The organism is Martinezella miluonensis (assembly GCF_900094545.1).
GTDB classification, from domain to species: Bacteria; Pseudomonadota; Alphaproteobacteria; order Rhizobiales; family Rhizobiaceae; genus Rhizobium; species Rhizobium miluonense.
This window is the reverse complement of record NZ_FMAH01000005.1, coordinates 25,481-39,330: the sequence shown is the minus strand read 5'-3', so window position 1 is coordinate 39,330 and position 13,850 is coordinate 25,481. Positions and strand designations below refer to the sequence as shown.

Annotated in this window: 10 protein-coding genes; 3 read left to right on the top strand and 7 right to left on the bottom strand. The window is 60.3% G+C overall.

The window, feature by feature from the left end:
• Positions 1-35: 35 nt before the first annotated feature.
• Both GA0061102_RS07160 and GA0061102_RS07155 read right to left on the bottom strand, forming a co-directional pair.
• Positions 36-1,373, bottom strand: coding sequence for an adenylate/guanylate cyclase domain-containing protein (locus GA0061102_RS07160; protein ID WP_092845380.1), 1,338 nt, complete (start codon positions 1,371-1,373; stop codon positions 36-38).
• Positions 1,374-1,748: 375 nt separating this feature from the next.
• Complete coding sequence (locus tag GA0061102_RS07155) at positions 1,749-2,924, bottom strand: DUF3095 domain-containing protein (protein ID WP_092845378.1); 1,176 nt, start codon at positions 2,922-2,924, stop codon at positions 1,749-1,751.
• A 144-nt stretch (positions 2,925-3,068) separates the two neighbouring features.
• Between GA0061102_RS07155 and GA0061102_RS07150 the strand changes: the two genes are divergently transcribed.
• Positions 3,069-3,548: a class I SAM-dependent methyltransferase gene (locus tag GA0061102_RS07150; RefSeq protein WP_092845376.1), complete on the top strand. Its 480-nt coding sequence runs from the start codon at positions 3,069-3,071 to the stop codon at positions 3,546-3,548.
• A gap of 2 nt (positions 3,549-3,550) precedes the next feature.
• Here GA0061102_RS07150 and GA0061102_RS07145 read toward each other — a convergent pair whose 3' ends face one another.
• A complete protein-coding gene (locus tag GA0061102_RS07145) occupies positions 3,551-4,429 on the bottom strand; it encodes an FkbM family methyltransferase (RefSeq protein WP_092845374.1) in 879 nt (292 codons plus the stop codon).
• 90 nt (positions 4,430-4,519) lie between these two features.
• A complete protein-coding gene (locus GA0061102_RS07140; RefSeq protein ID WP_092845372.1) occupies positions 4,520-6,244 on the bottom strand; it encodes an adenylate/guanylate cyclase domain-containing protein in 1,725 nt (574 codons plus the stop codon).
• A 200-nt stretch (positions 6,245-6,444) separates the two neighbouring features.
• On the opposite strand from GA0061102_RS07140, the gene GA0061102_RS07135 reads away from it, so the two are divergent.
• A complete protein-coding gene (locus GA0061102_RS07135; RefSeq protein ID WP_092845370.1) occupies positions 6,445-7,542 on the top strand; it encodes a glycosyltransferase family 4 protein in 1,098 nt (365 codons plus the stop codon).
• On the top strand, positions 7,532-8,278 hold the full coding sequence (locus tag GA0061102_RS07130) for a polysaccharide deacetylase family protein (RefSeq protein WP_092845368.1): 747 nt from the start codon (positions 7,532-7,534) through the stop codon (positions 8,276-8,278). Before GA0061102_RS07135 ends, GA0061102_RS07130 begins: the two co-directional genes overlap by 11 nt.
• A 36-nt stretch (positions 8,279-8,314) precedes the next feature.
• Here GA0061102_RS07130 and GA0061102_RS07125 read toward each other — a convergent pair whose 3' ends face one another.
• The 3 genes from GA0061102_RS07125 to GA0061102_RS07115 all read right to left on the bottom strand — a co-directional run bounded on the left by GA0061102_RS07125 (position 8,315) and on the right by GA0061102_RS07115 (position 13,718).
• Positions 8,315-9,145 carry an MBL fold metallo-hydrolase gene (locus GA0061102_RS07125; RefSeq protein ID WP_092845367.1) on the bottom strand — a complete coding sequence of 277 codons (831 nt, stop codon included), beginning with the start codon at positions 9,143-9,145 and terminating at the stop codon, positions 8,315-8,317.
• A gap of 302 nt (positions 9,146-9,447) precedes the next feature.
• On the bottom strand, positions 9,448-9,975 hold the full coding sequence (locus GA0061102_RS07120; protein ID WP_092845365.1) for a winged helix DNA-binding protein: 528 nt from the start codon (positions 9,973-9,975) through the stop codon (positions 9,448-9,450).
• Between the two features lie 86 nt (positions 9,976-10,061).
• A complete protein-coding gene (locus GA0061102_RS07115; protein WP_092845363.1) occupies positions 10,062-13,718 on the bottom strand; it encodes a hydantoinase B/oxoprolinase family protein in 3,657 nt (1,218 codons plus the stop codon).
• Positions 13,719-13,850: the final 132 nt, after the last annotated feature.

The window sequence follows — 13,850 nt, the reverse complement described above, 5'->3', positions numbered from 1 at the left end:
ATATGGGCTTATGCTGAACTGGCAGAATGCAACAGTCAGGGCCGGAACCTATCGACTTGAAGATGGCTTTCGAACTTCTTGGCATCCCTGTGCAACAGAATGACCTGCTCCGCCTCGGATAACCCATCCGTCTCCGCATCGCTGAAGATATCCGCCACGCGGCTGGCCGCCGTTGCGGGCTTCGGAGAGACGACGGTAAAGCGCTGACGCACGCCGCGCAGCTTCTCCTCCCCGAGCGTTCCCCATTCGCAGTCCGTGTAGCCGGAGAATGCCTGGCTTGCGACGACCTCGGTCGCATATTTCTTCGTCAGGGATTGCAGCCGCTCCACTTCGTTGACGGCAGCACCGAAGGCCGAGAAGGTCAGCCGGTCCTTCAAGCCGACATTGCCGAACATGACATTGCCGACATGCAGGCCGATCCCGTAGCGCACGGCGCTCAGATTGCGTGACTGGCGCTCCTCGTTCAAGGCGGAGACGCGACGCTGCGCTTCGAAGACAGCCGATAGCGCCGCCTCGCAGGCCACTTTCGACGGATCCTTGTGCCGGCCGCAAGGATAGACGGCCAGAAATCCATCGCCGAGGAAACTCATTATTTCGCCACCATTGCGATTAAATGGCGCAGCGATCGCGTCGAAGAATTCGTTGAGCGTATCGATATAGGCCTGCCGCCCTTCTTTCTCGGCATAGACGGTGGATTGCCGCATGTCGCCCATGACCAATGCGGCACGGATCGTCTCACCATCACCACGGCGGATTTGCCCGTTCAGCACGCGCTTGCCGGCGTCGCCGCCGAGATAGGTCGTCAGCATGTTGTTGGCGAGCCTGCCAAGGACCGCCATCTTGGCAGCCATGGCCAGATGATTCTGGATGCGCATCAGCGCACCGATCATATCTTCGCTGAAGCCACCGATGCTGTCGGTGGACCAGGAGCCCATCATGCCCTGCACCGAACCCGCGCCGAAGGTCTGCACGAAGGCCAGGTAATCGGTGACCTTCTCCTTACGCAAATCCTCGAAAATCGGAAATTCGATGGCGCCGTCCAGATCGATCCGACGGCGCAAGTGCTGAAGATTATTCGACAGCAGATAATAATAGGGGCTCTGTACGAAGCGTTCGGGCTTCTCGTTCACATGCCTGTAGCCCTCGATCGTCAGCCCGCCGGCTCGCCGCCAGGTGAAGCCGAGCGCGTCATAGAGCGGATGCAGCATCGAGAAGGTCAGGTGCACCCGATTGATCGGCATCCCGGTAGCCGCCATGCGCTCGCAGAACCCCCGAACGATGGTCTCAAGGTTCTCCCCGGTCAACGCCGCCTGGGTCAACCACTCTGCAACCTTGTCGAGAAGAATATCGGAAACAGTCGAATGAGCAGTCATTATCCCCGCGGCCTATCTTTGCAATTATCGACGCGTCGCCCAGCAAAGCAGCGGCGACCAAGTTCCCAGGCTGCCCTCCGCAGTGCCTCCGGCCCAGTTGGGTCGGATGAAACAATCATATGACGCAGCGGCACTCCTCCGCGAAAGCCCAGGATTGCACCAACGCTGTAAAAATTGGCTGCACTTCTTCGCGCGCTCGACGCCGTCGAAATGCGGCAAAAGACAGCGGCCAAAATCGCCGACTCTCGTTTTGTTCTCCTTCAGATAAGGCGAACATATCGCTGAAACAATGGGCAAAAGACACGTTGGCTCGATAAAATTGCTTCCGTGGCAAAATAGCCGACGAAATGTATCGCTCGCCCGGAATCTGCGTAATCAACCGCCGACCGCAAACTCAGGCGGCTTCTTGCCCCGCATTGCCATGGCGGCCATCGCATAACCGCCGCTTGCCCCGTCGATGAAATGCATATGATCGCGCATCAACGGCGTCGGCACGAAACAGGTCATTAGCGCGCTGTCCTGCCGATGCAGACCATAGCGGCAGACGCCTTCCGCCTCTGCCTGGCGCAGCCTCGCCTCGATGCGCGAGAGGTGGTCGGCATCGACATCGATGGTCATCTTCAGGCCGTCGTCGAATTTGCGGAAATCGGAGTTGGCGGCCAAGTCACGCCTGTAGATCTTCGCGTCGAAAGACGCAACGCGCAGCCCGAACTTATCAAGGATGTAGACGAGAACAACTTGCGCGTCGATGGCTAGCTTGCGCCACCAGCGATCGGCAGCCGGCGCCTGAGCGCGTGCCTCTATATCGACTCCGTCGAAGACCAGCGACGGTGTCGGCCCCTCGGCCGGTACCGGATGGCCGTCGCGGCTCTCTTCTCTGGAAATGGCGATGATATCGGCGACGAGTTGCTGGAATTTCACGCTGTTACCGATATCGCCGGGAACAGCGATGATGGAGACGATTTCACCATTATTGGCCTTGATCGGATTCCAGCGGCATGACAGGCCGGTCAGGTCAGGCCTGGCTTCCGGCGCCGCCGGCTCCACGATGAAATTGCCCGCCTTCATCTGCTTTTCGGCCCAGCTCGTGCCACCCCCGAAGAACATGGCATAGGACACGTATTCGCTGGGGCTGAAGCGGGCGACCATGACATCCAGCCCCTCGCTGCGAACGGCCGACATCGGCACGAGCGCGGTACGCAGATCGAGCTGCAATTCCTCCTTGACCCAGCTGCGCACTGCCGCAAGGGCCGGTCGCACCCGTGCCTCTCCCGTCGGCGGAATGGCAACCAGTGCGCCGTCGCCGCCGAAAACGAAGGGATAGTCGCCCTTGTCGAGTGCGTTGAGCACGGCGGAGATCACGCTTGCGCCCGCCATGTTGACGGATTTGTAGTGGCCTGCCGCGATTGCCTTTGTCGAGCTGACGATGTCGGCGATCGCAATCAGCCAATCATCCGGAAGAGGCCGATAATTGGCGCTGTCGGTCACACCCTCGAAGCGGGTAAAAGCCGTCAGCTTGTGGAAGAAATCGTCATTGGGTATCTCGACCATGACTGCTCCCCCTTTCATGAGCACCGCAACACTCTATCCCTACAGCAAACATGCCGAAAAACCAGCGGGCGGTCGACCGACAATGCCGGCCGTGCTACTGCGAGCGACAGAGGCATCAAAAACGCCAAGGATATAACAGATACGATGAGCCGCCTGGATAGTTTCATTCGCCGCCTGAGCGCGCAGCGCGATATTCTCAATGCCGTTGCCGATCAGGTCAGATTGCTTGAGGGCCCGGTACTAGAGCTCGGTCTGGGCAATGGCCGCACTTTCGATCACCTGCGCGAACTCTTCCCAGATCGCCGCATTATCGCCTTCGACCGGGCCGCCAACGCCTACGGTCCTTCCATGCCGTCAGCCGACAATCTCGTTCTCGGTGAAATCAAGGACACGGTCGGGGGCTTCGTTGGGGCAGGAGCCTCGCTTGCCCATGCCGATATCGGCACCGGCTACGAAGACAAGGATGCGGTCACACTCACCTGGCTGCCCGGTATCATGGCCGGCGTTCTGGCGCCAGGCGGACTTGCGGTCAGCGGCCTCCCACTCGACCATCCCGACCTCCAAGCTTTGCCGCTGCCGGATACCGTCAAGGCAGGACGCTATTTCATCTATCGACGCGAATAGCTTCAGCCCAGAAACAGGACGTCGAACTGCTCACCCTTTGTCGGCAGATCAGCCACCTTCATCGTCTCCTCGCGGCCTTCGAGAAAGGCTAAGCAGTCGCTGTAGTGGCTGGCGAGATCACTGACGAAGGCCGCGGCCTGTTCTTGGCCGTAGAAGGCGGGCGTGAACTCCATGTAGAGCGGTACTTTGCGGGCCATCAGCATCCGCATCGACCGGCAAGCGACCGGCTCGTAACCCTCGATATCCATCCAGATCAGGCCGACATCGGCGGGATCGACACCGGCCTGCATCAGAATATCGGCGACAGGCCGGACGGGAACCGAGATCTTTTCGTCGCTTGCGCTCTGGCGCAGAGCGCTGCTTTTGCCGTGGTTCTTGTGATTCAGATAGAAATCGAGTTGCCCAGCGCGATCGCCAGCGGCGCAATTGACCACGGTCACGGCGGCCTGAAAGCCGTTGTCAGCAATGTTGGTTAATAGCAGCCGGAAATTGCGCGGGTCCGGCTCGACGCTGACGATGCGCCCGTAGACGCCGCTGAGAGCGAAATAGCAGGTCTGCGTGCCGATATTGCCGCCGAGTTCCAGCAAGGCCGACCCCTTGCGCAACAGGCCACGCTCGCGCAGCACGCTCAGCAGCCGGTCGACATGGTCGCGCTCGAAATGCCCCTTCCGAAAGACCTTGCGGCCGATGTAATCGGCCGGCGAAAAGCTCATGACGTGATCGCCGCAATCCACCGTCATCGTCTTGACGCGCGGACCAAGCGCACTCACGAGGATATCCCGACCGAGGCGGGTATTAAACAGGCGCGTCGCGATCGCATCCCGCTTTCTGCGGAAGGCGCGTTTCCAGTATTTTCTCGTGAGGATCTTGCCGTCGAACATGGGCGCTATCCCTACACCAGCGCCTTCCCGTTGCAAACGGGGGACACGGGATCGCACGCTGCATCAGACTGCACGGCCTGACTTGAGACATCAGACAAAGCGGCTGCTCGCTTCCTTCGAAACGATATAGACCCGCAAGGGCTCGCCGCGGCCTCGAACGGCAATCTCGCGGCTTTCGACGCCAGCGACGTCGATCTCCGAAAGCTGGGCCACCGGCTCGGAAAAGACCAAGGCGCTGTTATACTCCTTGGCGACGCTCTCCAGGCGGCTGGCGACATTGACCGTATCGCCGATCGCCGTCACGTTCTTCACGCTGCCATATCCCATCGAACCGACCACCGCCGAACCGGCGTGCAGGCCGATGGCGATTTCGAGAGGGGTGGTCAACTCGTCGGCGAGTTCGGCGCTGAGCTTGTCGATTTCCCGCACGATCGCGGCAGCCGCTTTCAACGCCTGACGATTGGCTTCCTTGGGGGTGGTGCGAAGACCGAACAGGGCCATGGCGCCATCGCCGATGAACTTGTCCATCCGGCCGCCATTCTCCTCAATGATGCGTCCGACGATAGCGAAATAGCGATTGAGCAGGAAAACGATATCGAAAGGCAGGCGCGATTCCGTCAGCGCGGTGAAATGGCGGAGATCGCAGAAGAACACGACGATTTCTCGTTCACGGCCGGGGCTGGCGGCGTGGCTATAGACCGGGATGGCCGCTTCGGCCATCGGCGTCAGGAGCGGCACGACGCTGACATTTCCGGTGGGCCGCAGCTGACAGGCAAGACGGACATCCGGCGTAGCGCCGATGCGGTTCAGGGTCTTCTGCTCCAAGGCTTCCGGCGGCGGCAGGTTCTCGGCGCCATCGATGATCTGGACGCGGCAGGTGGAGCACTGGCCCTTGCCGCCACAGACGGAATAGTGCGGGATGCCTCCGAGGCGGCTCGCTTCCAGGACGCTGAAGCCGCGCGGCGCGTGTACGACCTCGCCGCCGGCATAACGGATCGCGACCTGGAATAGCCGCTCGCGCAATCTGCGATGCGTGCGGAAACCGAAGAGAGCAACGATCGACAGGCTGAAGGCGCCATAGAACCCGGCCCGATATGGCCACAAGGCTTCAGCCATCTGACTACCCGGCACGGAGCCAGTCTCGCCATAACTCCGCACGTCGCTGTAATAGCCGCCGCGATAGCCGCGCTCATCCTCGTGAGCGACTTCATGTGCCACGGTCTTGCCCATCGCCGCGAAGCCGAGCAAGGCGAGAACCGGCAGAACGATAGCGAGCGACAGGATCACGGGAGCGATCGCCGCATACCAAGGGCGGTAGCGCAGCCAGAAATGAACGCCGATACATCCATGCAGCCAAACGATCAGGAGCACGAGCGACTGACGCACACCGTTGAACGGTGTCGTCACCCATAGGCTGCGCACGATCGCCTTGTAGGAATCGTGATAGCCATAGACGTCATGGACGATGCGCGTCGCAACGATGTGGTCGATCAGGAGAAGGGGCACCAGCAGACCGGTCACGATCTGAAAAGCTTCGCCGGCGGGCATGACCAGCGTTCTGCGCCTGTAAAGCGTTCGCAGCACGAGCAGGATATGGAGAATCAGTGCTCCATAAAGAAGCACGGTTCCGACCGGATTGCGCCAGACCGCCATGAACCAATGCTGCGCAGATTCGGCTGCACCGAGCGAGATCAACCCGAGGGAGTGGTTGGCCAGATGCATGATCACGAAGGTAAAAACGACCAAACCCGAGCCAAGTCGCAGCTTTCGCACAAGGCGATCGGAAATGATTGGCTTTCTTGCCTCGATGGTCATCGTACCCAATGTATATTGCCCGTTCACAACAGAAGCGAAAACGGCTATCGCCTATTCATCTAGCCGCAACGCTGCATACTGTCGAGCATGCGGCGTTTTGAAGCAGGCACCTTATTGTCACGCAACCGGTCGGAATTCGGGCAATCCTTTCACGATTCAGGCTTCCATCATCACTTAATCGTCAACCGTGTGCCGGCATCATGAAGATCGCTTTCTACGCTCCGCTGAAATCGCCCGGCCATCCGGTCCCATCCGGCGACAGGTTGATGGCCCGGCAGATCATCGCAGCGCTGGAAATGGCGGGACATCGGGTCGAAATCGCTTCCGAATTGCGCAGTTTCACGCCAAACCCTGAAGCCGCTCCGCGAGCGGAAATTTCCCGGCAGGGTGAAAGCGAAATAGTCCGGCTGCTTGGCCGATGGCAGAATGAGCCCACCCCTGACCTGTGGTTCACCTATCATCCTTACTACAAGACGCCCGATCTCCTCGGCCCGCAGATCGCCCGCAGGATCGGCATTCCCTATGTTACCGCGGAAGCGTCTTATTCTCGACGCCATGATGCCAATGGCTGGGATGAGAACCAGCGCCTCATCGCCGATGCGGTTCGGCTCGCCGCCGTCAATCTGTGCTTTACCGAACGGGATCGGATCGGTCTGCTGGACGCCATCCCCGACGGCCGTTACGAGCGCTTCCTGCCTTTCATCGACGCCGCGCCCTTTGCCCGCTCTAACCCCGATCCGCGGCGGTTGATTGCCGTGGCCATGCTGCGCAAAGGCGATAAATTCGACAGCTATGCGATGCTGGCAAGCGCGCTCGATCTGATCCGCGACCAGGATTGGACCCTAACCATCATCGGCGACGGACCGATGCGGACCGAGGTCAGGTCGCTGTTTTCCACATTTGACGAAAGTCGGATCATCTGGCGCGGAGAGCGCTCCACATCCGAGATCGCAGCGGAGCTTGCGACAGCCGGCCTTTATGTCTGGCCCGGCTGCAACGAGGCCTATGGCCTTGCCTATCTGGAGGCGCAGGCCGCAGGCCTTCCCGTCGTCGCGCAGGCGACGGCAGGCGTGCCGGAAGTGGTGATGGCTAATAGGACGGGGTTGCTGACGCCGGAAGGCGATATGGGCGCCTATGCCGACGCCATCGCCCAGCTTTTAAACGATCCGGACAGGCGGCAGGCCATGGCAGATGCAGCCTATGACTTCGTTCATCAGGAGCGGTCCCTGACCGCCGCGTCGAAGCGATTGGAAACCATTCTTCGAAAATATTTGGGAGATACCTATTATGAGCGATAGAGCCGAATGGCAGCCCCTGCGCTCCGAGCTGCAGCGATGGAGCAAGGCGGGACGAAAGGCAAAACTCTGGTTCCGTGACGACGACGCGATCGAGCCGACCCCTGCCCTCGATCGCCTGCTGTCGCTCTCCGATCGTTTCGAGGTGCCGATGACGCTTGCGATCATTCCAGGCCCGACCGGGCAAGCATTGGCCGAACGACTGACGCATGCAAACCGCATCACCGCCACGGTGCATGGCTGGACGCACCGGAACTATGCCCCGGATGATACCAAGAAGCAGGAGCTTGGCCTGCACCGACCGCAAGAGGTCGTGCTCGACGAACTTCATCGGGGCTTCGACAAGCTGAAAGCCCTTTATCCCCAGCAGTTCGTCCCGCTGCTCGTGCCGCCGTGGAACCGGATCGACGATGCGCTGCTGCCGCATCTCGCCCCCTTCGGCTATCGCGCCGTCTCGGTTTTCGGATTGGCAAAACAGGCCCCTATCGGCCTGATCAACACGCATATCGACATCATGAGATGGCATGGCGTGCGCGGAGGCTTATCGCATGCCGAAATCATCGGACGCCTGGTGGAAGAACTTCAAAACCGCTTTGACGGCAATGACGAGCCGATTGGGGTGATGACACATCATCTCGTGCATGACGCTCTTGCCTGGAGTTTCATCGAGACGCTGTTCGAGGAAACGGCCGGCCATGCCGCCATAGAATGGCGGCCGGTCGGCAACTTCGTTCACTAACGCCGTGCAGCCAGTTCGGTCTGTCGCTGCGAGCGCTCAGAGCTGCAGCGACTGTCCGTCAAAGGCGAAGAACGCTTCGGGGAAGCTCTTCTGCGCCTCGCGCTGCATCTCATCCAGCTCGCGATCCGTACGGCCGGGCGCATGATGAAACAGGGCAAGCCGCTTGGCGCCCGCCTTCTTGGCGAGCTTGATGCCTTCCACCCAGGTGGAGTGGCCGAAGCCGAGATATTTCGGCATTTCGGTCTCGATATAGGTCGCGTCGTATACCACAAGGTCGGCATCGGCCATCAGCGCGAGTGCGGCTTCATCAAGCTGGCCGTTCACATGCTCGGTGTCGTAGACCATGGCGATCACCCGGCCCGACCATTCGATGCGATAGCCGATACAGCCGCCGGGATGGTTCAGACGAGTTGTATGCATGACGATCCCCGGATGCGGTTTCAGCGTGTCGCCCGCGGCAAAATCGCGAAAATTCATCGCGGCGCGACAGATATCCGGTTCGACCGGGAACCATGGCGGCCGCATGAACTGGCCGATCAGCTGCCGTGTCGTCGTCTTGCCGGCGAGATGGCCCGACCAGAGATCGACGCTGACGCGCGGATCATAGATGGCGTTGAAGAAGGGCAGGCCGATGATGTGGTCGTAGTGCGAATGGGTGAAGAAGAGATCGATATTGCGGACCCCTTCCCTGGCAAGGGATGCGGCCGCTTCGCGCAAACCGGTCCCGGCGTCGAATAGGATATGCCTGCCGGCATGTTTTAACTCTATGCACGACGTATTGCCGCCGTACCGCTCAAATTCCGGTCCCGATACCGGGATGCTTCCCCGCACGCCCCAAAATTTCAGCTCGAAACTATCGTTGTTCATGGAAGTTTTTACACCATTCCCCTTTCGGTCAAAAAAAGCACACTTTTGCTATCGTGCGAAGCCAGCAATTTCCAAAAGTTGCGCGGTGGTAAAAACTGGATCTCATCTTTCTATCGATAAGGATCGTTTGGCGAGTACCACCAACGGATCGCACAAATCTAATATAGGTATGCTACGACAAAATAGATAAGGGGCTGGGCTCGACTGTCGCGGCCCGGTCGTTCGGCGCGAAATTACTCCCGGAACGGAAGGCCGATCTTGGGAGGATCTGAATTTGCGACAGGCTCGTCCCTATTGCTGTTTTACAGCGTGGCTGCCGAGCGCGCGGCCTGTTCGTAATAGCCGGACAATGCCCTGAGATGCGAGGCGATATCGGAAAGGCCATCCTGCGAAAGACCGGACACCTTGGTCGCCTCCACCAGCAGCCGTTCGCGAATTTCGGTATAGCGCTTCAACGCATCCAGGCCCTTGTCGGTGACCCGGATCGTCTTTTCCTTGCCGGCCTTGCCGCTCTTGACCAAGCCTGCCGCTTCCAGCTTCTTGATGGCGTAATTGGCCACATGCGTATCCTCGATATCGAGGACGAGGCAGAGATCGGCAAGCGTTTTCGGCCTGTCGCGATGCCGCACGGAATGAATGACCAGGATCTCGACCGGCGAAAGGCCGGGCACGCCGGCCGCCGCCATGCAGCGGACAAGCCAACGATTGAAGGCATGGGAAAAGAGGATCGACCCGTATTCCAGCTCCGACAGAGCCGGCGAACTGCCGCCTGCAAGATGGGCTGACGATACGATCAACTCGCGTCGCTTACTCTTTTCCTCAGACGTCACCTGAAAACTCCTTCGAACCGGATCAAGGCACCTGCAGATTGCCGAAGTCGAGCGACCGATTGCTGCCCGGCTTCGGCATTGCGTTCTTATTCGTCCCGCTTTCCGTAGCCACCGCCGGTGGGGGTAACGACCGTAAAGGCCTCGCCCGCCTCTAGTACGGTATGGGCCGAGCCGATCAGCTCCTCGATGGCCCCATCGTTGCGACGGACATAGTTGCGGCCGGTCTGCCCCGCTTCGCCGCCCTTGACGCCGAAGGGTGCCACGCGTCGATGGCCCGACAGGATGGCGAACTCCAGCTTTTCACGGGTGCGGATGGTGCGCTGTGTGCCGTTGCCGGAATTCCACTTGCCACGCCCGCCGGACTTCGGACGAATGTGGAAATCCTCCAGCACGACCGGGAAACGCGTCTCAAGGATTTCGGGATCGGTGAGACGCGAATTGGTCATGTGCGTGTGCACGGCATCGGCGCCATTGAAGCCTGGGCCTGCCGGCGCGCCGGAGCAGATCGTCTCGTAATACTGATAGGCGTCGTTGCCGAAGGTCAGATTGTTCATCGTGCCTTGAGCTGCAGCAAGCGCCTCGACCGCACCGAACAGGCAGTTGGTCACGGCCTGGCTGACCTCGACATTGCCGGCGACGACAGCCGCCGGATATTCCGGCGTCAGCATCGTGCCTTCGGGGATGATGATCCGGATCGGCCTGAGGCAGCCGGCATTCATCGGAATATCGGCCTCGACGAGCACACGGAAGACATAGAGCACGGCGGCGCGCGTTACGGGCTGCGGTGCGTTGAAATTGTCCGAACGCTGCGGCGAAGTGCCGGTGAAATCGACCGTCGCCTCGCGCTTGTCCTTATCGATCGAGATCTTGACGACGATCTTGCAGCCCTGATCCATCTCATAGCTGAATTCGCCATCGGACAGACGGTCGAGAACACGGCGAACACTTTCCGCTGCGTTGTCCTGAACATGACCCATATAGGCGTCGACCACGTCTTCGCCGAAGTGGACGATCATCTTCTTCAGCTCGGCGACGCCCTTCTCGTTCGCGGCGACCTGAGCCTTGAGATCGTTGACGTTCTGGGCGAGCGTGCGCACCGGATAGCGCGCACCTGTCAGCAGCTTGGTAAGCTCCGCTTCACAGAAGCGGCCGCGATCGAGCAGCTTGAAATTGTCGATATAGACGCCTTCTTCCTCGATATGCGTAGCGAGCGGCGACATAGAGCCCGGCGAAATACCGCCGATATCGGCATGATGGCCGCGGCTGGCGACCCAGAAGCGGATTTTCTGGCCGGTGTCGTCGAAGACCGGAGTGCAGACGGTCAGATCAGGCAGGTGCGTGCCGCCATTGTAAGGCGCGTTGATGAGGAAGACATCGCCCGGATGGATGATGGGGTTTTCACGGATCGCGGTTGCCACGGACGCATCCATGGAGCCGAGATGAACCGGCATATGCGGTGCGTTGGCGACCAGATTGCCATCCGCATCGAAGACGGCGCAGGAAAAATCCAGCCGCTCCTTGATGTTCACCGAATAGGCGGTGTTCTGCAGCGTCATGCCCATCTGCTCGGCGATCGACATGAAGAGATTGTTGAAAATCTCCAGCATGACGGGATCCGCCTTGGTGCCGATGGCATTGCGCTCGGGCAGCGCCTTGATGCGCTTGAGGACGATATGATCCTTGACCGTCAGCTGCGCCTGCCAGCCGTCCTCGATCACGATCGTCTGGTTCGGCTCGATGATGATAGCCGGGCCGGTGACTGTCTGGCCGGGCTTGATCGCCTGGCGCAGGACAACGGCCGCATCGTGGCTCTCGCCACCCGAATAGAAAGCCGTGCGCCTTGCAGTTTGCGCCTCGCCTTCGCCAGCGGCTTCCAGCTCGACTGCGATATCGGCAGCCGCGCCGCCGATCGTTTCGATATCGGCAGCCGCGCCGCCGATCGTTTCGATTTCGACGGCCTCGACGACCAAGGGCTTGTCCTCGGCAACGAAGCCGAAGCGGCGCTTGTGCAGCGTCTCGAACTGGCTGCGCAACCGCAAGGGGTCGTCAATCTCGGGGAAGGTCGTCTCGACTGCCAGAAGAGTATCGGTGCCGGCATAGCGGATATGGGCGCGCTGGACCGTCTTGATGTTGCCCGTTGCAACGCCCTGCGTTTCGAGCTCGGGCACACATTCGCCGCGCAATTCGCTACCAAGCGCTGCAATTGCGGCAGGTGCCGATCCATCAAGGGAGACACCAAGCGCCTTCTGGCGCGTTGCCCTGATATCGGCAAGCCCCATGCCATAGGCCGAAAGAAGGCCGGACATCGGATGCAGAAGGATGCTCTTCATGCCGAGCGCATCGGCAACCAGGCAGGCGTGCTGCCCACCGGCGCCGCCGAAGCAGTTGAGCGCATAGCGCGTCACGTCATAACCGCGCTGCACCGAGATCTTCTTGATCGCCTCGACCATATTGGCGACAGCGATTCGGATGAAGCCGTCGGCCACATCTTCCGGGCTGCGATCGTCACCGATCTCAGCGGCGAGTGCGGCGAACTTGCCGCGCACTGTCTCGACATCGAGCGGCTGATCCTGATCGGGTCCGAAGATGGAGGGGAAGAATTCCGGCAGCAGCTTGCCGGCCATGACATTGGCGTCGGTGACCGCCAGCGGGCCGCCGTTGCGATAGCAGGCGGGCCCCGGAAAGGCACCGGCAGAATCTGGCCCGACGCGGAAGCGATCGCCATCGAAATGCAGGATCGAGCCGCCGCCTGCAGCCACGGTATGGATCAGCATCATCGGCGCGCGGACGCGCACACCGGCCACTTCCGTCTCAAAAGCGCGCTCATATTCGCCATCGAAATGCGCCACATCCGTCGAGGTGCCGCCCATGTCGAAGCCGATGACATTGGCAAAGCCCGCCTGTTCGCCGGTCTTCGCCAGCCCGACCACGCCGCCTGCCGGGCCAGAGAGGATCGCATCCTTGCCCTGAAACATATCGGCCGCCGTCAGTCCGCCTGATGACATCATGAACATGACGCGCGCGCCGGTGCGCTCGACATCGAGCTCATCGCAGACCTGGCCGATATAACGGCCGAGCACTGGTGAGAGATAGGCGTCAATGACAGCCGTATCGCCACGGCCGACCAGCTTGATCAGCGGCGAGACCTCATGGCTGACCGAGACCTGCTCGAAACCGAGGGATCTCGCGATCCTGGCGACTGCAGCCTCATGAGCCGGGAACTTATAGGCATGCATGAAGACGATGGCGACGGAGCGATAGCCCTTGGCGAGAAGGTCGCGTAGCGCCATCTCTGCCGTCTTCTCATCCAGAGCGCGCTCAATGGTGCCGTCGGCAAGCACCCGCTCCTTGATCTCGACGACGTCTTCGTACAGCGCTTCCGGCTTGACGATCTCGGTCGCGAAGATCTTCTTGCGCTCCTGATAGCCGATGCGCAGTGCGTCCCTGAAACCCTTCGTCGTCACCAGAGCGAGGCGTTCGCCCTTACGCTCAAGCAGCGCATTGGTGGCGACCGTGGTGCCCATGCGGACCTCGCCGATCGTACCCTCGGGAACCGGCTCGCTCTTGCCGAGACCGAGGTGAAGGCGGATGCCATGAACGGCCGCATCGCGATAGGCTTCGGGATTTTCCGACAGGACCTTGCGTGCGTGGAGAGCGCCAGACGGATCGCGCCCGACAACGTCGGTAAAGGTACCGCCGCGATCGATCCAGAAGTCCCAACGACCCGAAGTGTTCTCCGACAAATCCGCCTCCAGCAGTGCGACGCCATAACAATGATAATATATCGATAAATTATCAACGTTTTGTCGTCAACCTGAATCGCCGGTTTCGGCAACCTTCGACAGGTTTTCTTAGTATAATCCTTGCTGCGAGTG

What these genes read in the sequence shown, in the direction of transcription:
- GA0061102_RS07160 (WP_092845380.1), bottom strand. Translation starts at nt 1,373, where the DNA reads ATGACTGCTCATTCGACTGTTTCCGATATTCTTCTCGACAAGGTTGCA.
- GA0061102_RS07155 (WP_092845378.1), bottom strand. Translation starts at nt 2,924, where the DNA reads ATGGTCGAGATACCCAATGACGATTTCTTCCACAAGCTGACGGCTTTT.
- GA0061102_RS07150 (WP_092845376.1), top strand. Translation starts at nt 3,069, where the DNA reads ATGAGCCGCCTGGATAGTTTCATTCGCCGCCTGAGCGCGCAGCGCGAT.
- GA0061102_RS07145 (WP_092845374.1), bottom strand. Translation starts at nt 4,429, where the DNA reads ATGTTCGACGGCAAGATCCTCACGAGAAAATACTGGAAACGCGCCTTC.
- GA0061102_RS07140 (WP_092845372.1), bottom strand. Translation starts at nt 6,244, where the DNA reads ATGACCATCGAGGCAAGAAAGCCAATCATTTCCGATCGCCTTGTGCGA.
- GA0061102_RS07135 (WP_092845370.1), top strand. Translation starts at nt 6,445, where the DNA reads ATGAAGATCGCTTTCTACGCTCCGCTGAAATCGCCCGGCCATCCGGTC.
- GA0061102_RS07130 (WP_092845368.1), top strand. Translation starts at nt 7,532, where the DNA reads ATGAGCGATAGAGCCGAATGGCAGCCCCTGCGCTCCGAGCTGCAGCGA.
- GA0061102_RS07125 (WP_092845367.1), bottom strand. Translation starts at nt 9,145, where the DNA reads ATGAACAACGATAGTTTCGAGCTGAAATTTTGGGGCGTGCGGGGAAGC.